This is a genomic window from Streptomyces himastatinicus ATCC 53653 (genome assembly GCF_000158915.1).
GTDB lineage: Bacteria > Actinomycetota > Actinomycetes > Streptomycetales > Streptomycetaceae > Streptomyces > Streptomyces himastatinicus.
Genome location: NZ_GG657754.1, coordinates 1998391 through 2024513 on the forward strand (window position 1 = coordinate 1998391; position 26123 = coordinate 2024513).

The 26123-nt window shown below is 71.2% G+C and carries 23 protein-coding genes and 1 tRNA gene; 3 read left to right on the forward strand and 21 right to left on the reverse strand.

Going from position 1 to position 26123, the window contains the following annotated elements; all coding sequences use genetic code 11:
* The 13 genes from secF to pgsA form a co-directional block, all read right to left on the reverse strand.
* Window positions 1–1132: protein translocase subunit SecF (secF, locus tag SSOG_RS53345; protein ID WP_039936853.1), on the reverse strand; the 1132-nt coding region annotated here is incomplete at its 3' end.
* A gap of 1 nt (window position 1133) precedes the next feature.
* A complete protein-coding gene (gene secD, locus SSOG_RS07710) occupies window positions 1134–2918 on the reverse strand; it encodes a protein translocase subunit SecD (protein WP_039936855.1) in 1785 nt (594 codons plus the stop codon).
* Window positions 2919–3066: 148 nt separating this feature from the next.
* Window positions 3067–3579: a preprotein translocase subunit YajC gene (yajC, locus tag SSOG_RS07715; RefSeq protein WP_009713652.1), complete on the reverse strand. Its 513-nt coding sequence runs from the start codon at window positions 3577–3579 to the stop codon at window positions 3067–3069.
* A gap of 205 nt (window positions 3580–3784) precedes the next feature.
* Window positions 3785–4888, reverse strand: a complete 1104-nt coding sequence (ruvB, locus tag SSOG_RS07720; RefSeq protein WP_039936858.1) for a Holliday junction branch migration DNA helicase RuvB — start codon at window positions 4886–4888, stop codon at window positions 3785–3787.
* Between the two features lie 67 nt (window positions 4889–4955).
* A complete protein-coding gene (gene ruvA, locus SSOG_RS07725) occupies window positions 4956–5576 on the reverse strand; it encodes a Holliday junction branch migration protein RuvA (RefSeq protein WP_009713654.1) in 621 nt (206 codons plus the stop codon).
* Window positions 5573–6142 carry a crossover junction endodeoxyribonuclease RuvC gene (gene ruvC, locus SSOG_RS07730; RefSeq protein ID WP_039936860.1) on the reverse strand — a complete coding sequence of 190 codons (570 nt, stop codon included), beginning with the start codon at window positions 6140–6142 and terminating at the stop codon, window positions 5573–5575. The genes ruvA and ruvC overlap by 4 nt, the downstream gene beginning before the upstream one ends.
* A gap of 166 nt (window positions 6143–6308) precedes the next feature.
* The gene (locus SSOG_RS07735; protein WP_009713656.1) at window positions 6309–7061 is read right to left on the reverse strand and encodes a YebC/PmpR family DNA-binding transcriptional regulator; all 753 of its coding nucleotides are present in this window, start codon (window positions 7059–7061) and stop codon (window positions 6309–6311) included.
* A 168-nt stretch (window positions 7062–7229) separates the two neighbouring features.
* A complete protein-coding gene (pdxT, locus tag SSOG_RS07740; protein ID WP_009713657.1) occupies window positions 7230–7829 on the reverse strand; it encodes a pyridoxal 5'-phosphate synthase glutaminase subunit PdxT in 600 nt (199 codons plus the stop codon).
* Window positions 7830–7921: 92 nt separating this feature from the next.
* A complete protein-coding gene (gene pdxS, locus SSOG_RS07745) occupies window positions 7922–8854 on the reverse strand; it encodes a pyridoxal 5'-phosphate synthase lyase subunit PdxS (protein WP_009713658.1) in 933 nt (310 codons plus the stop codon).
* A gap of 176 nt (window positions 8855–9030) precedes the next feature.
* Window positions 9031–9573 (reverse strand): hypothetical protein, encoded by a 543-nt coding sequence (locus SSOG_RS07750; RefSeq protein ID WP_009713659.1) that lies wholly within the window; start codon window positions 9571–9573, stop codon window positions 9031–9033.
* A gap of 39 nt (window positions 9574–9612) precedes the next feature.
* Window positions 9613–10773 carry a glycosyltransferase family 4 protein gene (locus SSOG_RS07755; RefSeq protein ID WP_009713660.1) on the reverse strand — a complete coding sequence of 387 codons (1161 nt, stop codon included), beginning with the start codon at window positions 10771–10773 and terminating at the stop codon, window positions 9613–9615.
* Complete coding sequence (locus tag SSOG_RS07760; RefSeq protein WP_009713661.1) at window positions 10770–11741, reverse strand: phosphatidylinositol mannoside acyltransferase; 972 nt, start codon at window positions 11739–11741, stop codon at window positions 10770–10772. The genes SSOG_RS07755 and SSOG_RS07760 overlap by 4 nt, the downstream gene beginning before the upstream one ends.
* Window positions 11738–12406: a phosphatidylinositol phosphate synthase gene (gene pgsA, locus SSOG_RS07765; protein ID WP_039936865.1), complete on the reverse strand. Its 669-nt coding sequence runs from the start codon at window positions 12404–12406 to the stop codon at window positions 11738–11740. Before pgsA ends, SSOG_RS07760 begins: the two co-directional genes overlap by 4 nt.
* 205 nt (window positions 12407–12611) lie before the next feature.
* On the opposite strand from pgsA, the gene SSOG_RS07770 reads away from it, so the two are divergent.
* Together SSOG_RS07770 and SSOG_RS07775 are read left to right on the forward strand one after the other, a co-directional pair.
* Window positions 12612–14822 (forward strand): elongation factor G-like protein EF-G2, encoded by a 2211-nt coding sequence (locus SSOG_RS07770; protein WP_009713663.1) that lies wholly within the window; start codon window positions 12612–12614, stop codon window positions 14820–14822.
* Window positions 14823–15030: 208 nt separating this feature from the next.
* On the forward strand, window positions 15031–16686 hold the full coding sequence (locus SSOG_RS07775) for a hypothetical protein (protein WP_009713664.1): 1656 nt from the start codon (window positions 15031–15033) through the stop codon (window positions 16684–16686).
* A gap of 63 nt (window positions 16687–16749) precedes the next feature.
* Here SSOG_RS07775 and SSOG_RS07780 read toward each other — a convergent pair whose 3' ends face one another.
* From SSOG_RS07780 to SSOG_RS07795, 4 genes are all read right to left on the reverse strand, one after another.
* Entirely contained in the window at window positions 16750–17310 is a 561-nt protein-coding gene (locus SSOG_RS07780) for an HIT family protein (protein WP_009713665.1), read from the reverse strand.
* Between the two features lie 69 nt (window positions 17311–17379).
* Window positions 17380–19359 (reverse strand): threonine--tRNA ligase, encoded by a 1980-nt coding sequence (gene thrS / locus SSOG_RS07785; RefSeq protein ID WP_009713666.1) that lies wholly within the window; start codon window positions 19357–19359, stop codon window positions 17380–17382.
* Between the two features lie 126 nt (window positions 19360–19485).
* Complete coding sequence (locus tag SSOG_RS07790; protein WP_009713667.1) at window positions 19486–20715, reverse strand: hypothetical protein; 1230 nt, start codon at window positions 20713–20715, stop codon at window positions 19486–19488.
* Between the two features lie 53 nt (window positions 20716–20768).
* Window positions 20769–21347: a DUF4365 domain-containing protein gene (locus tag SSOG_RS07795; protein WP_009713668.1), complete on the reverse strand. Its 579-nt coding sequence runs from the start codon at window positions 21345–21347 to the stop codon at window positions 20769–20771.
* 162 nt (window positions 21348–21509) lie between these two features.
* On the opposite strand from SSOG_RS07795, the gene SSOG_RS07800 reads away from it, so the two are divergent.
* On the forward strand, window positions 21510–22235 hold the full coding sequence (locus tag SSOG_RS07800) for a 3'-5' exonuclease (RefSeq protein WP_009713669.1): 726 nt from the start codon (window positions 21510–21512) through the stop codon (window positions 22233–22235).
* An 8-nt stretch (window positions 22236–22243) separates the two neighbouring features.
* Here SSOG_RS07800 and SSOG_RS07805 read toward each other — a convergent pair whose 3' ends face one another.
* The 4 genes from SSOG_RS07805 to SSOG_RS07820 form a co-directional block, all read right to left on the reverse strand.
* On the reverse strand, window positions 22244–22615 hold the full coding sequence (locus SSOG_RS07805; RefSeq protein WP_009713670.1) for a VOC family protein: 372 nt from the start codon (window positions 22613–22615) through the stop codon (window positions 22244–22246).
* Window positions 22616–22727: 112 nt separating this feature from the next.
* Window positions 22728–22799 (reverse strand) — tRNA-Val (locus tag SSOG_RS07810).
* Window positions 22800–22866: 67 nt separating this feature from the next.
* On the reverse strand, window positions 22867–23334 hold the full coding sequence (locus tag SSOG_RS07815; RefSeq protein ID WP_009713671.1) for an SRPBCC family protein: 468 nt from the start codon (window positions 23332–23334) through the stop codon (window positions 22867–22869).
* A gap of 24 nt (window positions 23335–23358) precedes the next feature.
* Window positions 23359–26123 (reverse strand): exo-rhamnogalacturonan lyase family protein (locus SSOG_RS07820; RefSeq protein ID WP_245606241.1); only part of this gene is annotated, 2765 nt, incomplete at its 5' end.

Below are 26123 nucleotides of genomic sequence, written 5' to 3' on the forward strand. Positions count from 1 at the left end.
ATCGGCGCTTCCCCGACGGTCGGCCGCGGCCCCGGTTGCGGGAGAGCGGGCTGGCGCGCTGGCCGACGACTCCGGCCGCGGCCGCGTCCTCCAGGTCCGCGTCGTCGCCGTCGGCGCCCGAGTGGTCCTCGTCCTTCGGCTCGCGCTCGGCCTCCGCCTTGGCGGCCGCGGCGCGCTTGGCGCGCACCCGCTTGGCCAGCGCCTTCATCTGCGGGTCACGGCTCTTGAAGTCGGAGACCAGCGGGGTGGCGATGAAGATCGAGGAGTACGCACCGGCCGCGAGGCCGACGAACAGGGCGAGCGAGATGTCGTTGAGCATGCCCGCGCCGAGCAGACCGCCGCCGATGAAGAGCATCGCGCCGACCGGCAGCAGCGCCACGACCGTGGTGTTGATGGACCGCACCAGGGTCGAGTTGAGGCTGCGGTTGGCCACTTCGGGATAGGTGAAGCGGGTCTGCTTGGTGATGTCCTTGGAGCCCTCCTTGAGACCGTCGAAGACCACGACGGTGTCGTAGAGGGAGTAACCGAGGATCGTCAGCAGACCGATCACGGTGCCCGGGGTGACCTCGAAGCCGACCAGCGCGTACACACCGACGGTGATGGTGAGGTCGTGGACCAGGGCGATCAGGGCTGCCAGCGCCATGCGCCATTCGAAGGCGATGGCGAGATAGATCACCACCAGGACCATGAAGATCGCGAGGCCCTGCCAGGCCTTTCCGGCGATCTCCTCACCCCAGCTCGGGCCGACCAGCTGGGTGTCGATCTTGTCGGTCTTGACGCCCAGCTCCTTGGCCAGGTTCTCCTGGACCGGCACGGCCTCCTTGGTGCCCAGCTCGCTGATCTGGATCCGCAGGCCGCCGCGGCCCAGCTCCTGGACGACCGCGGTGTGGCCGCCGGACGCCTTCTCCGCCACCTCCTGGGCCTGGGAGACCGAGACCTTGCTGCTCGGGGTGTTGAAGACCGCGCCGCCGGAGAACTCGATGCCCATGTTGAGGCCGCGCACCGCCAGGCCCGCGATGGCCGTGATGGTGATCAGTATCGAGATGGCGTACCAGATCTTCCGCTTGCCGACGAAGTCGTAGCCGACCTCGCCTCGGTAGAGCCTGGCGCCGAGATTGCCGAGTCGCGACATCTCACGCCTCCTTCGTGTCGGCGGGGCCGGGGGCGGCGGGACGACGGCGGCGCAGCGGTGGTTTGGCCCCGAGGCGCTTGGGATCCAGACCGGACCACGGATGGCCGTTCCCGAAGAACGGGCGGCGGGCGAGGAGGGTCATCAGCGGCTTGGTGAACAGGAACACCACGACGACGTCGAGCAGCGTGGTCAGCCCCAGGGTGAAGGCGAAGCCCTTCACCTTGCCGACGGTCACGATGAAGAGCACCGCGGCGGCGAGGAACGACACGAAGTCGGAGACCAGGATGGTGCGCCGGGCCCGGGGCCAGCCGCGCTCGACGGCCGGGCGCAGCGAGCGGCCCTCCCGGATCTCGTCACGGATCCGCTCGAAGTAGACGATGAACGAGTCGGCGGTGATACCGATCGCCACGATCGCACCGCAGACAGCGGGCAAGTTCAGCGCGAAGCCGATGCCCGGTCCGAGCAGCACCATGATCGTGTACGTCAGTATGGCGGAGGCCGCGAGGGACGCCATGGCCACCAGCGACAGTCCGCGGTAGTAGACGACCAGGTAGATCACCACGAGGGCGAGACCGATGGCACCGGCGATCAGACCGGCCTGGAGCTGCTCACCGCCGAGGGCCGCGGAGACGGTGGTCTCGTCCGCGATGTCGAAGGACAGCGGCAGCGCACCGAAGGACAGCACGTTGGCCAGGTCCGCGGAGCTCTGCTGGGTGAAGCCGCCGGAGATGGTGGCCCGGCCGCCGGTGATGGCGCCCTGGGTGACCTCGGGGTCGGAGACGACCTCGCCGTCCAGGACGATCGCGAAGCGGTTCTGCGGCGACTGCTGCTTGGTCAGCTCACCGGTCGTCTTGGCGAACTTCTTGGCGCCCTTGTCGTTGAAGTCGAGCTGAACGATCCAGCCCGAGGCGTTCTGGCTCTCGAAGACGGACGAGGCGTCGTCGACGTCGGTGCCCTCGACCTCGGAGGGGCCCAGGACGAACTTGGAGTCACCCTTCTGGCTACAGGCCAGAACGGGCTCGGTCGGCTTGCTGTTGGCCGCCTTCTCGGCCGCCGCGGCACGCCCCGTCGGCTTGGTGCAGTCCAGCGCCGCGAACTCCTTGGCCAGCTTCTCCTGGTCGGACTTGCTGGGCTGGCTGGGGGTGTCCGAGGGCTTGCCCGTCTCGCCGCTCCCGGGGGTCTTGGACGGGGTGGGCGTCGGCGCCGCCTTGTCGGCCTTCAGCGCCTCGGGCACGGCACGGCCCTGGGTGGTGGAGGTCGGGGTGGGCGACGAGGCCTTGGGCTTCTCGCTGCCGCTCTGGCCGCCCTTGTCCGTCTTGCCCTTCGACGCGCTCGCGGAGGGCGACGGGGTGCTGCTGGGCTGCTTGGTCTTGCCGCCGGACGTGGTGGTCACCACCGGCCGGAAGTACAGCTGGGCGGTGGTGCCGACCTGCTGCCGGGCCTGCTTCGCGTTCGTCCCCTTGGGGATGTTCACGATGATGTGCTTGTCGCCCTGCGTCTGGACCTCGGCCTCGGACACACCCAGACCGTTGACCCGTCGCTCGATGATGCCGACGGCGGTGTTCATGTTGGCCGTGTTGATCGCGTTGGGCTTGCCCGGCTGGTTCTTGGCCTCCAGCGTGAAGCTGGTGCCGCCCGCGAGGTCGATGCCCAGCCGCGGTGTGGTGTGACCGGAGAGGAACATCCCCCCGACGAGCGCCACCATGGCGATCACGATCACGGCCAGCGCGCGCCCGGGCCTGCCCTGTGACCCGGGGGACCTGCGGCCCTTCTTCGGTGCTGCCACCTTGTCGTATCTCCCTGTCCAACCGCCCCGCAGCGGATGTGCGCGGGGCGGCCACGAAGTCTTGTGGGGGTGTGCCCCCGCCGGAGCCTAGAGCGTCCATGAATCACGGCGCGCCGAGCGGTGGCACGCCGTGGTTCACACATCAGGACTACTTGGCGTCGGCGCCGCCGTCCCGCTTTTCGTCCTCGGGCGCGTCGGCCGCGTCGGCGTCGTTCTTACCGAGGTCGATCTTCTTGGCGTCGGCCTTCTCGCCCTCCGGCTCACCGTCCGTCGTCGCCTCGTCGGCCGCGTCGGCGTCGCCCGCGGGCGTGGCGGTCAGCGAGGAGGCGTCGTCGGGGACGACAGGGGTGTCGGCGCCGGCGGCGTCGTCATCGGGGTCGATCCCGTGGACGATGTGGTTGTACTCGGCGTCGGAGAGGACGGCGCCGATCGCGTTCTTCGCGTAGATCGCGTGAACGGCGGGGGCCACCTCGAGGAGGACCGTGTCGTCGTGGACCTCCTTGACCGTCGCGTACATGCCGCCGATGGTCCGCACGCCGGTGCCCGGCTGCATGGTGTCCCGCATCTGTGCGGCCTGGCGCTGCTTGTTCTTGGCCGACCGAGTCATCAGGAACATGGCCCCGATGAGCACGATGAACGGCAGGAGAGTCACGATATTCACGGGACGGAGATCCTTCACACGACCGCTGGGGCGCGGCCTGGTCTACGGGGGTGGGTATGCCGTACGGAGTAGCGTCCGGCATACGGACGGCATCGGCGGAGTCTAAGCGAGCCCGCACCTATGGAACAACGCCCGGCGTGGCACCCGGGTTCCTGACCCCGCCATTATTCGCTCTTCACGCCACGAACCCGGAGAATACGCGCCTTCACGCCTCGAACAGGCCGCTCTGGCCGCCCCCGGTGCCGCGCTGCGGCGGGGTGAGGCCCAGGTGCTCCCAGGCCGCGGGGGTCCCGATCCGGCCCCGGGGCGTACGGGCCAGCAGGCCCTCGCGCACCAGAAACGGCTCGGCGACCTCTTCCACCGTCTCACGCTCCTCCCCCACCGCGACCGCCAGGGTCGACAGGCCCACCGGGCCGCCGCCGAACAGCTTGAGCAGGGCGCTGAGCACCGCCCGGTCCAGCCGGTCGAGGCCCCGGCCGTCCACGTCGTAGACCGCCAGGGCGCTCCCGGCGATCTCCCGCGTGATGACGCCGTCCGCCTTGACCTGGGCGTAGTCCCGCACCCGGCGCAGCAGCCGGTTGGCGATACGGGGCGTGCCGCGGGAGCGCCCGGCGATCTCGGCCGCGCCCTCGGGCTCTATGGTCACCTCCAGGAGCCGGGCGGAGCGGTGGATCACACGCTCCAGCTCGGCGGGGGCGTAGAACTCCATATGGCCGGTGAAGCCGAAGCGGTCGCGCAGCGGGGGCGGCAGCAGCCCGGCCCGGGTGGTCGCGCCGACCAGGGTGAACGGCGGCAGCTCCAGCGGGATGGCGGTGGCCCCGGGCCCCTTGCCGACGATGACGTCGACGCGGAAGTCCTCCATCGCCATGTACAGCATCTCCTCGGCGGGCCGGGACATGCGGTGGATCTCGTCCAGGAACAGCACCTCGCCCTCGGCGAGCGAGGAGAGGATCGCGGCGAGGTCGCCCGCGTGCTGGATGGCCGGTCCTGAGGTGATGCGGATCGGGGCGCCCATCTCGGCCGCGATGATCATCGAGAGGGTGGTCTTGCCGAGCCCGGGCGCACCGGAGAGCAGCACGTGGTCGGCGGTGCCGCCGCGCTGCCTGGCCGCCTTGAGGACCAGGTCCAGCTGCTCACGGACCCGCTCCTGGCCGACGAACTCCCCCAGGTCCTTGGGGCGGAGGGCGGCCTCCACCGCCTGGTCGTCCCCGTCGGCGTCGGCGCCCACCAGCCGGCTGCCCGCGCCGCCGGGCAGGGCGCCCGACAGGGCGTCGTCGGCGTCGGCCGGTGCGGTCTCGTCCCAGTTCACTGCGTTTCGCCTCGCGAGGTCTCATCGAGCGGTCCGGCCGGGCGCGGCACTGCGCGCCGCCGACCGGTCAGCGGGTGCGGTTCAGGGTCTGGAGGGCGGCCCGCAAGAGCTGCGCCACCTGCGGCATGCCGCCCTCGGCCAGGGCCGCCTCGGCCTGCGGGGTGACGGCGGACACCGCCTCGTCGGCCTCCCGGGTGGCGTACCCGAGGCCGACCAGGGCGGTGTGCAGCTGATCGCTCCAGCCCGCGGCCGCGGGCGGGCGGGCGGCGGGCACCGTGGTGCCGACCGGCTCGCCGAGCCGGTCCTTCAGCTCCAGCAGCAGCTTCTGCGCCCCCTTCTTGCCGATGCCGGGGACGGCGGTGAGCGCCTTCTCGTCACCGGTGGAGACGGCGAGCCGCAGCGCGTCCGGCGCGTGCACGGCCAGCATGGCCTGGGCGAGCCGGGGGCCGACCCCGCTGGCGGTCTGGAGCAGCTCGAAGACCTGGCGCTCGTCGTCGTCCGCGAAGCCGTAGAGCGTCAGGGAGTCCTCGCGGACCACCAGCGAGGTGGCCAGCCGGGCCGCCTCGCCGATCCGCAGCCCGGACAGGGTGCCCGGAGTGCACTGGAGCGCCATCCCGACACCGCCGACCTCGATGACGGCGGTGTTCGGGGCGAGGGCCGCGACCGGACCGGAGACGAACGCGATCATGTAATACGGCCTTTCGTGGAGCGGGGGGCTCGCGGGGAGCGCGGGGCGCGCGCGGTGCGGTGGGCGGCGACGGCCTGCTGGAGCCGGTTGGTCGCGGGGGCGCGCCAGATGTGGCAGATGGCGAGCGCCAGGGCATCGGCGGCGTCGGCCGGTTTGGGCGGGGCGTCCAGCCGCAGCAGCCGGGTGACCATCGCGCCGACCTGCGCCTTCTCGGCGCGTCCCGAGCCGGTGACGGCCGCCTTGACCTCGCTGGGGGTGTGCAGCGCGACCGGCAGCCCGCGGCGCGCCGCGCAGAGCATGGCGACGGCGCTGGCCTGGGCGGTGCCCATCACGGTCTGCACATTGTGCTGGCTGAACACCCGCTCCACCGCGACGAATTCGGGCCGGTGCGCGTCCAGCCACTCCTCGATGCCGCGCTCGACGAGGACGAGGCGGTCGCCGATCTCGGCGTCCGCGGGGGTCCGTATGACGCCGACGCCCACCATCCGCAGCGGGCGGCCCGCGACCCCGTCGACGACGCCGATGCCGCACCGGGTCAGCCCCGGGTCCACACCGAGCACCCGCACCGCGCCCCTCCCCTCATCGCGCTTCGGTCATCTGTTCCTGCATCTGATCCCGCAGGCTAGCGGCTGCCACCGACAACGCCGTCCGGCAACGCCGACGGGCCGGTGGGGTGTGTCCCCGCCGACCCGCCCGCCATGCGTGTGCTGATGCGCCCTCAGGCGATGTGTCTCAGGCGTCGACCTTGGCCATGACGTCGTCGGAGACGTCGAAGTTGGCGAAGACGTTCTGCACGTCGTCGCTGTCCTCGAGCGCGTCGATCAGCTTGAAGATCTTGCGCGCGCCGTCCTCCTCCAGCTCCACCTGCATGGTGGGCACGAAGTTGGTGTCGGCCGAGTCGTAGTCGATGCCCTCCTTCTGGAGCGCGGTGCGGACCGCGACCAGGTCGGTGGCCTCGCTGAGGACCTCGAAGGACTCGCCGAGGTCGTTGACCTCCTCGGCGCCCGCGTCGAGCACCGCGGCCAGCACGTCGTCCTCGCTCAGCTCACCCTTGGGGACGATGACGACGCCCTTGCGGTTGAACAGGTAGGCCACGGAGCCCGGGTCGGCCATCGAGCCGCCGTTGCGGGTCATGGCCACGCGGACATCGGAGGCGGCGCGGTTGCGGTTGTCGGTCAGGCACTCGATGAGCACCGCGACACCGTTGGGGCCGTAGCCCTCGTACATGATCGTCTCGTACTCGGCGCCGCCCGCCTCAAGACCCGCACCGCGCTTGACCGCGCTGTCGATGTTCTTGTTCGGAACCGACTGCTTCTTGGCCTTCTGGATGGCGTCGAAGAGCGTCGGGTTGCCCTCGATGTCGGCTCCGCCCATGCGGGCCGCGACCTCGATGTTCTTGATCAGCTTCGCGAAGAGCTTGCCGCGCTTGGCATCGATCACGGCCTTCTTGTGCTTCGTCGTAGCCCATTTAGAGTGGCCGGACATCCGCCTGTCTCCTTCGCGTTACCCAATGCTGTACGAACGCCTGCGATCCTACCGGGATCGCCGCTCAGCGCGCGGTCCCCGCCCTCCCGTCGCCCACCGCCACCCTCAACGGAGCGCTACGCGCGCTGAGCCATCTTCCCGTCGCCCACCGTCGCCCTCAACGGAGCGCTACGCGCGCTGAGCCATCTCCACGAACAGGGCGTGCACCCGGTGGTCACCGGTCAGCTCCGGGTGGAACGACGTCGCGAGGACATTGCCCTGCCGGACCGCGACCACGTGATCGCCGTACGTCGCCAGCACCTCGGCGGCGGCGCCCACCGACTCGACCCACGGCGCGCGGATGAAGACGCCCTCCACCGGGCCGCCGTCGATGCCCTTGATGTCGACCGCGGCCTCGAAGGACTCGTTCTGGCGGCCGAAGGCGTTGCGGCGCACGATCATGTCGATGCCGCCCAGGGTCTCCTGGTCGTCCCGGCCGTCGAGGATCTTGTCCGCGACCATGATCATACCGGCGCAGGTGCCGTATACCGGCATGCCCGCCCGGATGCGCTCGCGCAGCGGCTCCAGCAGCCCGAAGATCACCGCGAGCTTGGACATGGTGGTGGACTCCCCGCCGGGGATCACCAGGCCATCGACCTCGGCCAGTTCCTCGGGGCGGCGCACCGGCCGGGCCTGGGCGCCGGCCGCGGTGAGCGCGGCCAGGTGCTCACGGACGTCGCCCTGGAGGGCGAGCACGCCGACGAGGGGAGTCTGGGGCGTCTCGGACACGGTACGGGGACCTCTCGGATGTCAGGGGGATACGCGTCGGTGGACGGCCCGCGGGCGGCGCGGGCCGTCCACCGGACGCGTCGATGTGGTGATTACCAGCCGCGGTTGGCGTACCGCTCGGCCTCGGGGAGGGTGTCGCAGTTGATGCCGACCATGGCCTCGCCCAGGTCGCGGGACGCGTCCGCGATGACCTTCGGGTCGTCGTAGAAGGTGGTCGCCTTCACGATCGCCGCGGCGCGCTTCGCCGGGTCACCGGACTTGAAGATGCCCGAGCCCACGAAGACGCCCTCCGCGCCGAGCTGACGCATCAGCGCGGCGTCGGCCGGGGTGGCGACGCCACCGGCGGAGAACAGCACGACCGGCAGCTTGCCGGTCTGCGCGATCTCCGCGACCAGCTCGTACGGGGCGCGCAGCTCCTTGGCCGCGGCGTACAGCTCGTGGTTGTCCAGGCCGCGCAGCCGGGCGATCTCGCCCTTGATCTGGCGCAGGTGACGGACGGCCTCGACGACGTTGCCGGTGCCGGCCTCGCCCTTGGAACGGATCATCGCCGCGCCCTCGGCGATCCGGCGCAGCGCCTCGCCCAGGTTGGTGGCACCGCACACGAAGGGGGTGGTGAAGGACCACTTGTCGCTGTGGTTGACCTCGTCGGCGGGGGTCAGCACCTCGGACTCGTCGATGTAGTCGACGCCCAGGGACTGGAGCACCTGCGCCTCGACGAAGTGGCCGATCCGGGACTTCGCCATGACCGGGATGGAGACCGCGCTGATGATGCCGTCGATCATGTCCGGGTCGGACATCCGGGCCACGCCGCCGTCCTTGCGGATGTCGGCCGGAACCCGCTCCAGCGCCATGACCGCGACGGCCCCGGCGTCCTCGGCGATCTTGGCTTCCTCCGGCGTGACGACGTCCATGATCACGCCGCCCTTGAGCTGCTCGGCCATGCCGCGCTTGACGCGGGCGGTACCGGTCGCGGGAGCCGCCGGATTCTCTGCGGACGGGGACGTGCTGGCGGACGTGGTGGACACGGTTTGACCTCACTCGATAGTGAAAAGTGCGATGAACCCATCGTAGGGCCGTTCGATACCTGTTCATGACCCGGCCATCCGGCTCGGGTCATGGACGTGTGTGGTACACGCATCAACCAAACCCGCTCGGGACTGGCCCCGGCAAGGGCCAATCGAAGGCCGGTGGCTCCAAGGGCTCAGTGCGCCGCGCGTGCCACCAGGGCCGCCGGAGGCTCGTCGTCCATCTCGAACGCCAGCGGGAACGGGGCATGGCCCGCCAGCCGGAACCAGCGCACCTTGCGGTGGCGGCGCAGCGCCCGCGCCGCCCGCACCGCGTCGTTGTGGAACCGCCGCGCCATCGGCACCCGGCGCACCGCCTCCGCCAGCTCCTCCAGCGCCGCCTCACCGCCCGGCGCCTCCCGCACCGCCTCGACCTGCGCGGGCTCCTCGAAGACGGCCCGCAGCGCCTGGCTCAGCTCGCTCTCGGCGACCTCACGGTGCTCCTCCTCGGCCTGCCGGGCGGCGTGCGCGGCCTGGTAGAGCACCATCGACGAGGCGGGGTCGAGCACTCCGGCGGTGCCCAGCTCCTGGGTGATGGAAGCGCGGCGCAGCAGCTGCGCGTCCAGCGCCGCCCGCGCCGCGTCCAGACGGCTGTGCAGCCGGTCCAGACGCCCCGCGGTCCAGCTCAGATAGACGGCGACGACCACCAGCGCGACCGCGACCCAGATCAGTGTGCTCACGCCGCGCCACGCTACCGCCTGCCGTCGTCAGCGCCCGCCCTAGTCCCGGGTCAGGCCCAGGCGGGTCAGGAGGCCGACGCGGTCGTCGGCGTCGACGGACGACGTCCCGTCCGTCACCGTCTCGTAGACCGCCAGGACGTCCGCCCCCACGGTCGACCAGTCGAAGCGCCGCACATGGCTGCTGCCGCGCTCCCGCAGCTCTGCGAGCCGGTCCGGGTCGCCCAGCAGCCGTACCGCCGCGGTCGCCAGCGCGTCCGCGTCCTCGTTCGCGAACAGCTCACCGGCCGCTCCCCCGTCCAGGACCTGCGCGAAGGCGTCCAGATCGCTCGCGAGGACCGGGGCGCCCGCCGACATGGCCTCGACCAGGATGATGCCGAAGCTCTCGCCGCCCGTGTTGGGCGCGATGTACACGTCCACGCTGCGCAGGAAGCGCGCCTTGTCCTCGTCGCTGACCATCCCCAGGAACTCGACCCGGTCCCGGAGATGCTCCGGCAGGCCCGCGACCGCCTCCTTCTCGTCGCCGCGCCCGGCGACCAGCAGCCGGGTCCGGGGGCGCTCGGCGAGGATCTTCGGCAGGGCGCGCATCAGCACCGGCAGCCCCTTGCGGGGCTCGTCGATGCGGCCGATGAACCCGATCGTGTCGCCCTGCCACTCCTCCTTCGGCTCGGCGTCGGCGAAGAAGCCCACGTCGACGCCGTTGGGGATGACGACGGCGTCGCCGCCCAGATGCTCGACCAGGGTCCGCCGCGCGTACTCGCTGACCGCGATGCGCGCGCTGATCTTCTCCAGCGCGGGCTGGAGGATCGGATACGCGGCGATCATGGCCCGCGAGCGGGGGTTGGAGGTGTGGAAGGTGGCCACGATCGGCCCCTGCGCCGCCCAGCAGGCGAGCAGCCCGAGGGAGGGCGAGGTGGGCTCGTGGATGTGGATGACGTCGAAGGCGCCGTCGTGCAGCCAGCGCCGCACCCGGGCGGCGGACAGGAAGCCGAAGTTGAGCCGGGCGACGGATCCGTTGTACGGCACCGGAACCGCGCGCCCCGCGGAGACGACGTAGGGCGGCAGCGGCGTCTCGTCGTCCGCGGGGGCGAGGACGGAGACCTCATGGTCGCGCCGGGTGAGGTGCTCCGCCAGGTCGCGGATGTGGAACTGCACTCCGCCCGGGACGTCCCAGGAGTAGGGGCAGACGATCCCGATCTTCACGTCGTCTCCCTTCCGGGACTCTGATCCCGGACTCCGGAATCCTGATCCCGGACTCCGGAGCCCCCACCCGGGCCTCCGGGACCCCGATCCAGGTCGGCGAGCCACAGCCGCTGGAGCATGTGCCAGTCCTCCGGGTGTTCGGCGATCCCCTCGGCGAAGGCGTCGGCGACCTGCTGGGCCATGACGGCGGTCTGCTCCTCCCGGGTGCCGCTCTCCGGCACCTCCACGGGCGGGTACACCCTCCCCCGCATGACCGGGGACTCGTCGTACCAGAGCGTGACCGGCAGCAGCAGCGCGCCGGTCTGCGCCGCGAGCCGCGCCGGGCCCGCGGGCATCTTCGCGGTCTCGCCGAAGAACGACACCTCCACGCCGGAGGCGGACAGGTCCCGGTCGGCCACCAGGCAGACCAGTCCGCCCGCCCGCAGCCGCCGCGCCAGCGTCCCGAACGCGGCTCCGCCCTCGTGGGGCAGCACCTCCATGCCCAGCCCCTCGCGGTAGGCGACGAAGCGGTCGTACAGCGACTCCGGCTTCAGCCGCTCGGCGACCGTGGTGAACGGCACCTCCAGCTTGGTGGTGACCCAGGCCCCGGCGAGGTCGTAATTGCCCATGTGAGGCAGGGCGAGGACCACCCCGCGGCCGCTGGCAAGACCGTCGACCAGATAGTGCGCGTCCTTGATCTCCACGCCCCCGCGGATGCGCTCCGCGCTCCACGTCGGAAGCCGGAAGGACTCCATCCAGTAGCGCATGTACGACCGCATGCCCGCCCGGGACAGCTCGGCCAGCCGCCGCGGCGAGGCCTCGGGGACGACGCGCGCGAGATTGGCCTCCAGCCGCCGTACGCCCTTGCCGCGCCGCTTCCACGCCTGGTCGGCGATGCGCTGCCCGAGGCGCACCGCGACCGGCTCGGGGAGCTTCTTGACCGTGCTCCAGCCGAGCCCGTAGAGCGCGTCGGTCAGCCTGTCCTTCACCGCGTCTCGCCCCCCTGGGGCACCGCGTGCTCCGTGGCGTCCGCCTCGGCGGCCTCCCGGCGCACGGTGACCACGCGCTGTACGAGGGTCACGAAACTGCCGACGGCGACGATCCACAGCGCGATCGGGAGCAGGATCTCGATGTGCGGCACACCGAACATGTGCAGGCCGGAGAGGCCGCAGGCGACCAGCGAGATCACCAGCCGCTCGGCGCGCTCCACCAGCCCGTTGACGTTCACCGGCAGCCCGATGCTCTCGCCGCGCGCCTTGGTGTACGAGACCACCTGGCCACTGGTGAGACAGAAGATGGTCACCGCACACAACACATTGTCGTCTCCCCCGCCCGCATACCACAACGCCAGACCGCCGAAGATCGCCCCGTCGGCGACCCGGTCCAGCGTCGAGTCGAGGAACGCGCCCCAGCGGCTGGAGCGGCCCAGCTGCCGCGCCATATTGCCGTCGATCAGGTCCGAGAAGACGAAGAGCGTGATGACGACGGTGCCCCAGAAGAACTCCCCCCGGGGGTAGAAGACCAGCGCCCCCGCGATCACACCACCGGTTCCGGTGAGCGTCACCGCGTCCGGGCTGACGCCGAGGCGGATGAGCAGGGCGGCGAACGGTGTGAGAACACGCGTGAAGAAAGCACGCGCGTACTTGTTCAGCATGGCCTTCCCGGTGGTCGATACGGGCCGGATGGTCAAGAGGCCACCGGCGGGCCCATCGTAGCCAGGCGCCACCGGGCCGCCGCGCACCTGTCGGACCGCTCCCACGCCCCTCCCGCGGGATGCCCGGATGTGCGACGTATGGACGCACCGTGACCTCGGTGGAAAGCTCGAAGTATCGCAAGGTGTCGACCTGGAGGCGAGACACATGGGCGAGAAGACGAACACACACCCAGGGGCCGCCGGAAGGGCAGCGGCGGCCGACCGGCCCAGCTCCCTGCGGAATGTGGTGCTGGTCGGCCACAGCGGGTCCGGAAAGACGACGCTGGTGGAGGCCCTCGCGCTGGCGACCGGCGCGATCAACCGGGCCGGCCGGGTCGAGGACGGCGGCTGCCTCTCCGACCACGACGAGATCGAGCACCGGCAGCAGCGCTCGGTGCAGCTGTCCCTGGTCCCCGTCGAATGGGGCGGGATGAAGATCAATCTCCTCGATACCCCAGGCTATGCCGACTTCGTCGGAGAGCTGAGGGCCGGTCTGCGGGCAGCGGACGCGGCCCTCTTCGTCGTTTCGGCGGCCCAGGACGCCGTGGGCATAGCGGGCGCCACCCGCATGGTGTGGGAGGAGTGCGCGGCGGTCGGGATGCCGCGCGCCATCGTGATCACGCACCTGGAGGCGGCCCGCGCCAGCTTCGAGGAAATGACCGAGATCTGTCGCCGGACCTTCGGCGGCGACGACCCCGACGCCGTCCTGCCGCTGTACCTGCCGCTGCGCGGCGAACCGGCCCCGGACGGGCACGCCCCGGTGACCGGGCTGATCGGCCTGCTCTCCCAGCAGGTCTACGACTACTCCTCGGGCGTACGGACCGAGACCCCGCCCACCGACGGCCAGGTCCCGATGGTCGCGGAGGCCCGCGACCGGCTCATCGAGGGGATCATCGCCGAGAGCGAGGACGAGACCCTCATGGACCGCTATCTGGGCGGCGAGGAGATCGACGTCAAGACGCTGATCGACGACCTGGAGAAGGCCGTCGCCCGCGGCAGCTTCCACCCCGTGCTGGCCGCGGCGCCCGCCGCGGGCGGCTCCCGACAGGGCCTGGGCACCACCGAGCTGCTGGAGCTGATCACCCGCGGTTTCCCGACCCCGCTGGAGCGCGAGGCACCCGCGGTCACCACCCCGCAGGGCGGTGCCTGCCCGGCGCTGACCTGCGACCCGGACGGTCCGCTGGCCGCCGAGGTCGTCAAGACCTCCTCCGATCCGTATGTCGGCCGGATCTCGCTGGTCCGGGTCTTCTCCGGGACGCTGCGCCCGGACGAGACGGTGCATGTCTCGGGGCACGGCCTGGAGGATCGCGGCCACGAGGACCATGACGTGGACGAGCGGGTGGGCGCCCTGTCCACGCCGTTCGGCAAGCAGCAGCGCATGCTGTCCCAGGCCATCGCGGGCGATCTGGCGTGCGTCGCCAAACTGACCCGCGCCGAGACCGGGGACACGCTTTCGGCCAAGGATCGGCCGCTGCTCATGGAGCCCTGGCAGATGCCCGACCCGCTGCTGCCCGTCGCCATCGAGGCACACAGCAAGGCGGACGAGGACAAACTGTCGCTGGGCCTGTCGCGGCTGGTCGCCGAGGACCCGACGATGCGTCTTGAGCAGAACCCGGACACCCACCAGGTGGTGCTGTGGTGCCTGGGCGAGGCCCATATGGACGTCGCGCTGGAGCGGCTGCGCGCCCGGTACGGCGTCCAGGTGGACGCCGTGCCGTACAAGGTCGCGCTGCGCGAGACGTTCGGCAGCAAGGCCGCCGGGCGCGGGCGGCACGTCAAGCAGTCCGGCGGGCACGGCCAGTACGCGATCTGCGAGATCGAGGTCGAGCCGCTGCCGGGCGGCTCGGGCATCGAGTTCGTGGACAAGGTCGTCGGCGGCGCGGTGCCCCGGCAGTTCATCCCGTCCGTCGAGAAGGGCGTACGGGCCCAGGCGGCGCGCGGCGTCTCCACCGGAAACCCACTGGTCGACGTGCGGATCACACTGCTCGACGGCAAGGCGCACTCGGTGGACTCCTCCGACGCCGCGTTCCAGACGGCGGGTGCGCTCGCACTGCGCGAGGCGGCCGCCGACTGCTGGATCGAGCTGCTGGAGCCGGTGGTCAAGGTCGGCGTCCTGATCTCCGACGACTATGTCGGCGCCGTCATGAGCGACCTGTCCGGGCGGCGCGGCCGGGTCGTCGGCACCGAACAGTCGGGCGGCGGCCGAACCCTGATCCAGGCGGAGGTCCCGGAGATCGAGATCGGCCGGTACGCGGTCGACCTGCGGTCGCTGTCGCACGGCACCGGGCGGTTCAGCCGTTCGTACGCCCGCCACGAGCCGATGCCGCCGCAGGTGGCCGAGCGGGTACGCGACGAACGGGCCGCGGCCGGGACCTAGTTCACGGGCCGTCGTAGGCCGCCCGCCCCAACTCGTCCGGGGCGGGCGGCGGTCGGCGCGCGCCCATGAGAGCCGGGGCGGACGGCGGGTGGCGCGCGCCCGTGAGCGGGGAAGTTATCCACAGGCCACCACGCCCTGGCGACAGGCGGTACGCACCCCCTATACGCTGAGGTCGCAGCGCAAGCAGCGTGCGGTATTGGGGGCGTTGGTGACGGACGGATTCGATTTCAGTCCCGGGGCACAGGTGCCCCTGTCCGGGTCTGCGGGAGAGACGGCGGCGACACAGGCGCTCGCCTCCGCCGCCTACCGTGACGACCCGGTGGCGAAGCTGCTGGAGGCCAACTCCGAGTGGACGGTCTCGGAGGTGAAGGCGCCCAAGATCTCGCTGTTCGAGCCGAACCTGGGCGAGGCGTTCTCGCGCGCCGTGCAGCTGCGCATGCTCGGCGGCGGCCGCAACCAGGTGATCCAGTCCTTCGGCACCGAGCCCCAGACGATCGTCGAGCACTGCCTGGCCGCCAACCGGATCCGCAAGGTCCGGGACTCGCGCCTCACCGTCGTCATGGTGATCTTCGGGCTGCTGTTCCTCCCCGGGGCGCTGCTGTGGCTCGGCGCCTTCCAGCTGCGCCGCTCGGTGGCCGGCGCCCAGGACAAGCGGATGGGAGCGCTGGGCACCGCCCTGATGCTGGCGCTCGGCATCTTCGTCCTCATCTTCCTGATCAGGCTGCCGTTCAGCGGCTTCTGGGGCATATACCTGCGGGGCGTGGTGGTCGCCCCGGTGATCGGCTGGTTCATCGCCAAGCAGATCTGCGAGCGCACCGCCAAGGAGCTGCGGGACTACTGGGGCGGGCTGGTCTCGGGCACCGGAGTCGGCGCCAAGGTGCCCGAGACGGTGCCCAACCACCCGGGCCAGACCTCCGCCGAGGTGCTGCGCAAGTCACTGCACAAGCTCACCGCCGAGCAGTACAGCAACGTGGTCTTCTACGCCGGCGCCAAGGGCATACTCGGCATGGGCACCCGCTGGGGCAGCTGGCAGCTCGCCGAGGACCTGGTGTCGGCCGACCCCGACAAGGAGATCGACCCCTTCCGCAGCTGGGACGTCATACGGGCGATCCACGACCAGCTGCGCCTGCTGGAGCGCACCCCGCTGCACACCGGCGGCTTCACCACCCCGCCCCAGGTGCGCCACTGGGTGGTCTCCGCCGTCACCGAGGGCGCCAAGTCGGTCGAGCGCAAGGGTGCCTCCGAGGAGGAAGGCTTCCTGATAAAGGGCGTCGAGCTCCAGCGGATCTGCGATCAGCAGCAGTTCGACTCCGGTGACCGGCACTACCTGGGCGTGCAGTTCGTGCTGTGGGACGGCCAGTTGGTGATCACGCTCATGATCACGGTGACGCTGCTGCACAAGACGATGCGGATCGAGGTCACCGGGCATGCGCTGGGCCCGGTGCACCCGCTGTTCTTCGGCAAGCCGTCTGCGCCCACGAAGACGGTCCCCAAGACCTTCCGGTTCTGGGAGACCAAGTCGATCCCGCTGCCGCTCGTGAAGCCCCAGGAGGTGGTGCGGCTCGCCGCGCGCGCCCCCTTCACCTGGTACCCGCCGATCCTCGACCACCTCGGCGGCAAGCTCGTGCTGCCGGAGCCGTTCGGGCTGCGCCACGCCTGGGCCGACAAGCCCTGGCGGCACCGCTTCATGGCGGACGACGCGCTGCGGACGGCGGCCCCCGTGCTGCGGGTGGTCCACGAGGCGGCGATCGGCGTGCTCAAGCACCATGGCGTGGACACCGAGCGCTTCGGCAGCCGCTCGCTGGCTCTCAGCGGCCAGGTCCAGGACGCCGCCCCGAAGAAGGCCGACCTGTACGACGCGTAAGGCGACGCGCACGGCAAAGGGCCCGGCGGCGGTGCCGCCGGGCCCATGGGCCAAGGGGCTGCGCTACGGCTTCGGCCAGGCGTCGGCGAGCAACCGGCGGGTGTCGGCCAGCAGTTGCGGCAGCACCTTGGTGTTGCCGATGACCGGCATGAAGTTGCTGTCGCCGCCCCAGCGGGGCACCACGTGCTGGTGCAGATGGGCGGCGATCCCGGCCCCGGCGACGGTGCCCTGGTTGAGCCCGATGTTGAAACCGTGCGCGCCCGAGGCGGTGCGCAGCGTGGTCATGGCGGTCTTGGTGAACTCCGCCAGCTCGATCGTTTCCTCGGAGTCCAGTTCGGTGTAGTCGGCCAGGTGCCGGAACGGGACGATCATGAGGTGACCACCGGTGTACGGGTACAGATTGAGCACGGCGTAGACGCGCTCCCCCCGGGCGATGATCAAGCCGTCCTCGTCGGACTTGTCCGGGATGGAGCAGAACGGACAGCCATCGCCCGCCCCCGGGCCGCTGGGCTTGTTCTCGCCCTGGATGTACGCCATCCGGTGGGGCGTCCACAGGCGCTGGAACGCGTCCGGCGTTCCCACTCCGATCTGCTGCTCCGGCTCACTCGTCATGCGGGCCAGCATATTCGTCCCGGGCGGCCGGGGATGCCCCGAGGGGCGGCCCCGGCACGGGACCGCCCCTCGGAGTTCGGATCACACCTGTACCCGGCGCTCCACGACGTCGATGATCTCGGCGATCGCCTCGTCGATCGGGATGCCGTTCTTCTGCGAACCGTCGCGGTAGCGGAAGCTGACCGCCCCGGCCGCCACATCCTCGTCACCGGCGATGACCATGAACGGGACCTTGCTGCGCTGAGCGTTCCTGATCTTCTTCTGCATCCGGTCGGACGACGAGTCGACCTCCACCCGCAGGCCCTTCGCCCGCGCCTGGGCGGCGAACTCCTCCAGGTACGGCACATGGCCGTCGCCGATCGGGATGCCCACTGCCTGGACCGGGGCGAGCCAGGCCGGGAAGGCGCCCGCGTAGTGCTCCAGCAGCACCGCGAAGAAGCGCTCGATCGACCCGAAGAGCGCCCGGTGGAGCATGACGGGCTGCTGGCGCGAACCGTCGGCCGCCGTGTACTCCAGGTTGAACCTGGCGGGCTGGTTGAAGTCGACCTGGATGGTCGACATCTGCCAGGTGCGGCCGATGGCGTCCTTCGCCTGGACCGAGATCTTCGGGCCGTAGAAGGCCGCGCCGCCCGGGTCCATGACCAGCTCCAGGCCCTGCTTCTCGGCGGCCTTGCGCAGCTCCTCGGTGGCTTCCTCCCACTGCTCCGGCTCGCCCATGAACTTGTCGGAGTCGTCGCGGGTGGACAGCTCCAGATAGAAGTCGTTCAGACCGTAGTCGCGGAGCAGATCCAGCACGAAGGTGAGCAGATTGTCCAGCTCATCGGCCATCTGCTCCTTGGTGCAGTAGATGTGCGAGTCGTCCTGGGTGAAGCCCCGGGCCCGGGTCAGGCCATGGACGACGCCGGACTTCTCGTACCGGTAGACCGTGCCGAACTCGAACAGCCGCAGCGGCAGCTCACGGTACGACCGCCCGCGCGCCCTGAAGATCAGGTTGTGCATCGGGCAGTTCATGGCCTTGAGGTAGTAGTCCTGCCCCTCGAACTCCATGGGCGGGAACATGCCGTCCATGTAGTGCGGCAGGTGACCGGAGGTCTCGAAGAGCTTGGCCTTGGTGATGTGCGGGCTGTTGACGAACTCGTACCCCGACTCCTCGTGCCGCTTCCGCGAGTAGTCCTCCATCTCCTTGCGGATCACGCCACCGCGCGGGTGGAAGACCGCCAGGCCCGAGCCCAGCTCGTCCGGGAAGGAGAACAGGTCCAGCTCGGCGCCCAGCTTGCGGTGGTCGCGCTTCTCGGCCTCCGCCAGGAACTCCAGGTACGCCTTCAGCTCGTCCTTGGTCGGCCAGGCGGTGCCGTAGATCCGCTGGAGCTGCGGGTTCTTCTCGCTCCCCCGCCAGTACGCGGCGGCGCTGCGCATCAGCTTGAAGGCCGGGATGTTCCGGGTGGTCGGCAGGTGCGGCCCCCGGCACAGGTCCTTCCAGCACAGGTCGCCGGACTTCGCGTCGAGGTTGTCGTAGATGGTCAGCTCGCCCGCGCCGACCTCGGCGGAGGCGCCCTCGGCGGCGTCCGCGGCCGAGCCCTTGAGGCCGATCAGCTCCAGCTTGTACGGCTCGGCGGCCAGCTCCTCGCGGGCGGCCTCGTCGGTGACCGCACGGCGCGAGAACTTCTGGCCCCGCTTCTGGATCTCCTGCATCTTCTTCTCGATGCGCTTGAGATCCTCCGGCTGGAACGGGGTCTCGACGTCGAAGTCGTAGTAGAAGCCGTCCTTGATCGGCGGGCCGATGCCGAGCTTGGCCTCCGGGAACAGCTCCTGCACGGCCTGCGCCATCACATGCGCGGTCGAGTGGCGCAGGATGTCCAGACCGTCCTGGCTGGTGATCTCCACCGGCTCGATCTCTTCGCCGTCGGCGGGCTCGTACGCCAGGTCCTTCAGCTGCCCGCCCACGCGCGCGGCGACGATCGAGCGGTCGCCGGCGAAGAGGTCCGCCGCCGTAGTGCCCGTCGTCACCACGCGCTCTTCCCGCTCGGAATCGCGTTGGATGATCACACGGACGTCTGACACCGGTCTCTCCTGACTGAAGGATCGCTACCCGCGGCGAATGCCGCGCAGCGAGAATCGTACCGAGCCGACCGGCCCGACCGCGAAACGGTTGTCCGCGCGAACGGCGAAGGCGGCGCCCCGGCGCGATCAGGTTTCGCCGGGCGCCTCCTCGCCGCACGCTTCCTCCCCGCACGCCTCCTCGAAGAAGTCCAGGTTCTCCTGGAGCGACTTGAGCAGCCGGTCCCGCTCCGCGTCGTCCACCCGCACCGGGGCGACGTCACCGGCTCCGCTCAGCCGCCGGAAGCCGCCGCGGCTCTCCAGCCGCCCGCTCACCCGGATCGGCAGCCCGACCAGATGGGCATGGCCCGCGATCCGGTAGTCGTCCTCGTCCAGCACGATCCGCAGCCGCGCCACGTCCGCCCCGGCCAGCACCCGCAGCCGCACCGTCCCGGGGCCGCCCGGCCCGGCACGGCCCAGGCGCACCACGGCGCCGGTGACCCGCACGGGTACGGACGGCTCGTCCCGTACGTAGCGGGCCCCGGCCTCGCGCAGCCCCGGCAGATCACCGGGCGTGAACTCGACCGGCGCGGGCCGGGTGGAGAACCCCGGCGGCGGACCGGCGGCCGGTGACCACTCCAAGGCCATACGGGCGCCCTCGGCGCCCTGGACGAGCGCCACGACGGCCTCGGTCAGCTCACGGCTCACCCCCGCCGCCACGGCCGCGTCGAACGCTTCCATTCCGCCGGTGGCGCGCTGGTAGTCGACGGCGTCACGCAGCGCGTAGAGGGCTCGCAGCAGGGTGGCGGTGGTGGCCCGGCCGTCCTCGACGGGGACGAAGACGGTCAGCTGATGGCCGCCGGTCACGGCGCCAGCGGGGCCGGTCAGCACCCGTTCCAGGGACGCCTCGGCCGCCCGCCGGTGCCGTGCGCCGTAGTACCCGGCCCTGCCCCGGGCGGCGAGCGCCCCGGCCAGCAGGGTGGCCCGGGCGGCGGCGCGCAGCCGCTCCTGCGCGGGCCAGGCGGCGGTGCCGCCTTGGGACTCGGGCGCCTCGCGCCACCAGCGGATCTCATCGCTGGGCACGGCGAGGCCGGTGAGCACCTCGCGGGCGGAGGGCGCGGCGCTGCGGGCCAGGGCGAGCAGCGCCTCGCCGAGGAGGTCGACGCTGTCGGGGAAGTCGCGGCGCTCGGGCACGAGCAGGCTGGTGCCCGGCAGCTCGCCCGGGGGCGTCCAGCGGGCGTACCGCCCCCGGGCGCCGCCGCGGCGGCGCCAGCCGTGCCGCGCGAGCAGCGCACCGAGGACGGCGGGGTCCACCTCGTCGGGGCGCGGCGCGGGCCCGTCGGGGCGGGGCACGCGGCCGCGGTCGCGGTCGCGGTGCATGAGGGGGTCGCGGCCCGTGAGGGGGTCGCGGTGCGTCAGGGGGTCGCGGTCCATCAGGGTCTCCCTCCCGCCCCGACCCGGGTCATGATCTCGCAGAGCGCGCGGTCGTCGAAGATCCGCGAGGTCGGGATCCGCACGGTGGTCCGGCGGCGGCCCGTCACCGGGTGGCCCGCCAGGTTGATCCAGTAGCAGCAGTGCCGCAGTGCCAGACGGTCGTGACCGGCCCGTATCCAGTCGTCCCGGTCCCGCGGCACGATCATCACCACGAGGATCTTGTGCACGGAGACCGGGCTGCGGGCGAGCTTGACCAGGTGCTCGTTGTCAAGGGTGAAGGCGAAGGTCGGGCCGGGCGGATGCGGTGCCAGCTGATACGTGGCCTTCAGCTGCACCTTGATCGTCACCTCGTCGTCCATGGCGTGGCCGGGCGCGCTGTGGCTGACGTGCCAGTCGATGCCGTGGTCCGGGAAGGGCTGCGCGAGCGAGCAGCCCGCGGCCGCCGCGACCGCGTGAAGATAGCCCACCTGGAGCGTCTCCATACAGGCGGTGGTGGCGATGTGGCCGCGCGGGGGTGCGGTCCGCTCGGACAGCAGACCGCTCGCCGACGGGGCCGGTTCGGGCTGCGCGAGCGCCATGTGCGTGACGCCTTCCGGTCGTCGCCGGTGTCCGTACACCTGTGTTGTCTCCCCGTCAGATGGCGTGCAAACAGCGGTGGTTCGGCCACCTCCCTCCGGGTATCACCAGGTCGGGGCGGGATCCGGAGGTCATGGGGCACGTATGCACGAGGAGTTGAGGCCATGTCGTCCTGGTTCGAGGGGCCGCTCGCCGCGTTCGACACGGAGACGACCGGCATCGACGTCGAGCACGACCGGATCGTGTCGGCCGCGCTCGTCGTCCAGCGCGGCGCGGGAAGTCTGCCGGAGGTGCGGCGCTGGCTGGTGAGCCCGGGCATACCGGTGCCGCAGGCCGCGACCGAGATACACGGGCTGACCGACACGCATCTCCAGCAGCACGGCCGGTGGCCTGCTCCGGTGATGGACGAGGTGGCGCGGGCGCTCGCCGAGCAGACCGCGCGGGGTACCCCGGTGGTGGTGATGAACGCGCCGTTCGATCTGACGCTGCTGGACCGCGAGTTGAAGCGGCACCGCAATGCCACGCTGGCGACCTATCTGTCGCTGCGTTCGCTGTCCGTCCTCGATCCCCGGGTGCTGGACAAGCACCTGGACCGCTATCGCAAGGGCCGTCGCACGCTCACCGATCTGTGTGCGCACTACGGCGTCGAGCTGACGGGCGCCCACGACGCGGCGGCGGACGCCATGGCCGCCCTGGAGGTCGTACGGGCGGTGGGCCGCCGCTACGCGTCACGGGTGGAGAAGCTGACGCCCAGTGAGCTGCACGCCCGGCAGACGGCCTGGTACGCGGCGCAGGCGCGCGGCCTCCAGGCCTGGTTCGCGCTCAACGGCTCGGACGAGGTCTGCGACCCGGCGTGGCCGCTGCGTCCGGACCTCCCGGCGGCGGCATAGCCGAACGCTCAGGCGTGCCGGAGCCTGAACGGGTGTCCGGCCGGGTCGGAGTAGAGGCGGACGTCGTTCGGGCCGCCGTTGTCCTTGGTGTCCAGCGGCCGTGCCCCCAGGTCGACGACCTGGCGTTCGGCGGCGTCCATGTCGTCCACCAGCAGTTCCAGGTGGGCCTGCTGGGAGTCGTCCGGGCGGGGCCAGCTCGGCGGGGCGTAGCCGTGGTCCCGGATGAAGGACATGCGCGTCCCGTCGGGGACGGCGATGTCGATCCGGTCGAGGACGGTCACCGGCGTGATCTCGGCTCCGAGCACGGTGGCGTAGAACTTGGCCAGCTCTTCGGGCTCGGCGCAGTCCAGGGACAGGACGGCTGCGGTGGCGACGGCCATGGGGTTCCCTCCGATTCATCCGCGAGAGCCTCGCGGGTACCCATGTCCGGCGGTGACAAGCCCGGAAAACACCAGGACCGGACCGCCTGCTGGCGGTCCGGCCCCGGATCGGTGGGCGATACTGGGTTCGAACCAGTGACCTCTTCGGTGTGAACGAAGCGCTCTCCCGCTGAGCTAATCGCCCGGGTGTGTTCTTCCGGGGTTTGCCCCGGTGGAACGACCTGAACAATACAGGTCGGGCGACGTGCGGTTCAAACCGGATTCCGGCCGGGCCGCCGGTCGAGCATCCGGGCCCGCAGTCCCCGGCACCCGGCGCGCATCATCAGAGCGTGGTTGGCGCGGAACAGCGGCCGCCCAAGCACCGCGAAGCGACGGAGCAGCGGCTTGCGCGCCACCACGTCCTGTTCGAACAGGGCGCGGGTGCCCGCGCCGCGCGCCGTGACCGTCCAGCGGGCCCAGCCCTCCAGATCGCCGGAGAAGGTGATCCGCAGCGTGCCGCGGGCGGCGTCCCGGCCCGCCTCGGTGACGGTGAGGTGCAGGTCGTACGGGACGAGGGAGCGGAAGCGGGCCGTGCCGGTGCGGTCGTCGATCCGCCGCACCTCACGGACCTGGGGCCACCACCGCGGGTAGCCGTCCCCGTCCGCCAGTGCCTCGAAGACGGCGGCGGGCGGTGCGTCGAGGTCCCATCGGCTGCGGAAGCGGTAGTGGCACCAGTCCATGTCCTCAGTGTGCGGTAGCTGCCCCTAGCCGGGCAGCTTGTCGCCGAGCAGGGCCAGGTTCTGGATGGCGGCGAGCCCGTACTGCGCGGTGGCGTTGGTGCTCACCCAGGGCGCCTCGACACCGGGCACCAGCACATCCGGGCCGGTGACCTTGGTGCTCTTCCAGCTGACGGAGTCCTCGGGGTAGCCGTCGCCCTCGTGGAATTCGGTGAACTTCTGCCAGGCGCGGGCGGCCAGCGTGTCGTCCTTCAGCTGCACGGCGGCGTACGCGTCGAGCCGCGAGTGGCCCTGGACCAGGATCAGCGAGCCGAAGTCGGTGCCGTAGCGGGCCTTCTGCTCGGCCTTGGTGGCGTTGAAGTAGCGGCAGTAGTCGAGCCATGCCTCCTTGAACTCCGGCAGGTCGATCAGGTCGATGACCTCGGCGCACACCTCGACCAGGCCGAAGACGGCGGACAGATGGGAGACGCTGACCTTGGGCTTGTCGTCGATGGCGTACTTGCCGGTGTCGAGGTCGTACAGCGCGGCGCCCTGCACGAAGCCGTTGGTCTGGGCGGCGATGGTCTCCATGGTGCTGCGCAGCCGGGCCTCGGCCTTCTCGGCCTGGGGCCCGCGCCGCTCCCATTCGGTGAGCCAGGCGCCCGCGAGTCCGCTCCAGTCGGTGCCGAAGCCGATGGACAGGGCGTGCCGGTCGGGCTTGTAGTCGGGGTCGGGGCGGACCTTGCGCTGCGGGTCGAGGACGAGGAAGGACTCGTCGGAGTCGACGAGGGCGTGCATGATGTCGCCGATCCGCTCGTCGGCGGTGAGGTAGTAGAGGTAGCGGCGGTAGAGGGCGGTGGAGATGCGCTGCTGCTTGGCGCTGTCGGCGAAGTGCTGGACGCCGTGCCGGGTGCCGAGGCCGGTCCACTTGCCGAGGTGGTAGGCGTCGACCTCGCCGGTGTGCCGGGTCATGGCCTCGGCGAAGCGGTAGATGTCGGCGCGCCCGGAGCGCATATACGCGAGCCAGAGCCACAGGTCCGGGGAGAGTTCGGAGTTGTCCCAGGCGTAGCCGCCGACGTCGTACCGCCACTGGTGCCGGTCCTCGTCGTAGGTGTGCATGATGTCGCCGTAGTCCCAGAACCCGTACCAGCGGCGCTGTTCGACCTGGCCCTTGTGGTACGCGAAGAGGAAGTCGAGGCGGTCCTCGATCTTCGCCTTGGCGGCGGTGGAGCGGTCGACGGGCGAGAAGAGGCCGCCGAAGACCTTGGCGCGGACCAGGTCGGCGGGCCCGGCGACGAGTTGCGGCGGGGTGCGCAGGGCGGCGGCCTGCTGGACGAGGGTGTCGGCGCTGGGGGTGGCGGCGTTGGCCCAGAAGGTCAGCTCGCTGGTGCGGGCGATGCCGTACGGGGTGCCGAACTTCGGCTCGTAGTCCTCGTACGTGATGTTGAGGCCCTCCAGCTGTTCGGCGTAGGTGTCCTGGCCCAGGCCGTCGTGGTAGAAGCGCAGATCCATGGGCTGGGCTTCGGGCGACCACAGCCACAGGGTGACCTCGGCCTCGTCGCCCGCAGCGCCGCGGATGTCGAGCTGGGCGGGGAACTTCTCCCAGAAGTCGCGCAGTCCGAAGGAGAGCCCGCCGCTGACCCCGCCGACGTAGCCGAAGCCGGTCGCCCGGCCGCCGCCGCCCGCGGGAATCCAGCCGTGGCCCGGCTTGGTGCGCTTGCGCAGGGTGAAGCCGTCGGCGGACAGCTGGGAGAGGGTGTAGTCGCCCCAGGTGGGGATGAGGTGCAGCCGGCTGGTGACCCGCTGGTCCCAGGTGGCGGGGTCGGCCAGCTTCTCGCCCTTGACCTGGGCCTTGCGGACGCTCGCGCCGGGGTCGCGGCGCAGTCCGGTGATGCCCTTGACGGCCTCGGTGAGGAATCCCTTGTCCTCGCCCGCGATGCGGATGTGGCGGTCGTAGGCCTCATCGCGCATCGGGACTGAGAAGCGGACGCCGAGGCCGCGGATGAAGTCCTTGTTCTGATCGCCGTCGAAGGTGATGGTGTGCACCATGCGGAACGAGTCGGCGCCCGCGTAGAAGTAGAGCCGGACGCTGAAGGGGAGCCAGCCGCGGCCGCCCTTGCGGTGCTTGCCGTCGATGCGGACGACGGCGCGGACGGGGCCCTTCTGCTCGACCTTGGCGGCGCTGATCTCGCCGTCGAACCGGTCCCATTTGGCGCTGCCGTGGTCGCCGTCGTCGATGTCGCCCTGGCGGAGCAGGACGAGGCGGCCGTCGCGGGCGATCTCGGTGCCGCCGCGGGTGACGGAGCGGACGAGCTTCTCGCCGTCCTTGCCGATCACGGCCTTGATCACGCCGGTGTCGACGGTGATCCTGCCGCCCTTCTCGGTGACGGTGACCTTCTTGGCGGGGGCGGCGGGCTCATCCGCGGTGAGCCGGTAGGCGGTGCCGTCGCCCAGCCCCTCCCCCGCCGCGTGCGCGGTCCATTTGAGCGAGCCGTCGGGCCAGTAGGCGGTGGCCCAGGTCTGGAGGGGGACGTCCTTGCCGTCGGCCGTGGTGAGCGCGAACGTCCGGTCGGCGGGGTGGGCGCCCTTGGGCCAGGGGACGCCGAAGGTGCTGCCCGCGGCGGCGCCGAGGCCGCCCTCCTCCAGCCAGGTGATCTTCACGGGGTCGCCGGTGGCTGTGTCCTCGGCGGCCCGGCCCGCGGCCCGGTCAGCGGCATGCGCCTGCGGGGCGTTCTGCGCGAGCATCCAGGAGAACGGAACGGCCGCGCCGGTGGCGGCGGCGGCCTTGAGGAGATTGCGCCGGGGGATCGGGG

What these genes read in the sequence shown, in the direction of transcription:
- ruvA (WP_009713654.1), bottom strand. Translation starts at nt 5,576, where the DNA reads ATGATCGCGTTCGTCTCCGGTCCGGTCGCGGCCCTCGCCCCGAACACC.
- SSOG_RS07735 (WP_009713656.1), bottom strand. Translation starts at nt 7,061, where the DNA reads ATGTCCGGCCACTCTAAATGGGCTACGACGAAGCACAAGAAGGCCGTG.
- pgsA (WP_039936865.1), bottom strand. Translation starts at nt 12,406, where the DNA reads ATGCTGAACAAGTACGCGCGTGCTTTCTTCACGCGTGTTCTCACACCG.
- SSOG_RS07770 (WP_009713663.1), top strand. Translation starts at nt 12,612, where the DNA reads ATGGGCGAGAAGACGAACACACACCCAGGGGCCGCCGGAAGGGCAGCG.
- SSOG_RS07780 (WP_009713665.1), bottom strand. Translation starts at nt 17,310, where the DNA reads ATGCTGGCCCGCATGACGAGTGAGCCGGAGCAGCAGATCGGAGTGGGA.
- SSOG_RS07790 (WP_009713667.1), bottom strand. Translation starts at nt 20,715, where the DNA reads ATGCACCGCGACCGCGACCGCGGCCGCGTGCCCCGCCCCGACGGGCCC.
- SSOG_RS07795 (WP_009713668.1), bottom strand. Translation starts at nt 21,347, where the DNA reads ATGGCGCTCGCGCAGCCCGAACCGGCCCCGTCGGCGAGCGGTCTGCTG.
- SSOG_RS07800 (WP_009713669.1), top strand. Translation starts at nt 21,510, where the DNA reads ATGTCGTCCTGGTTCGAGGGGCCGCTCGCCGCGTTCGACACGGAGACG.
- SSOG_RS07805 (WP_009713670.1), bottom strand. Translation starts at nt 22,615, where the DNA reads ATGGCCGTCGCCACCGCAGCCGTCCTGTCCCTGGACTGCGCCGAGCCC.
- SSOG_RS07815 (WP_009713671.1), bottom strand. Translation starts at nt 23,334, where the DNA reads ATGGACTGGTGCCACTACCGCTTCCGCAGCCGATGGGACCTCGACGCA.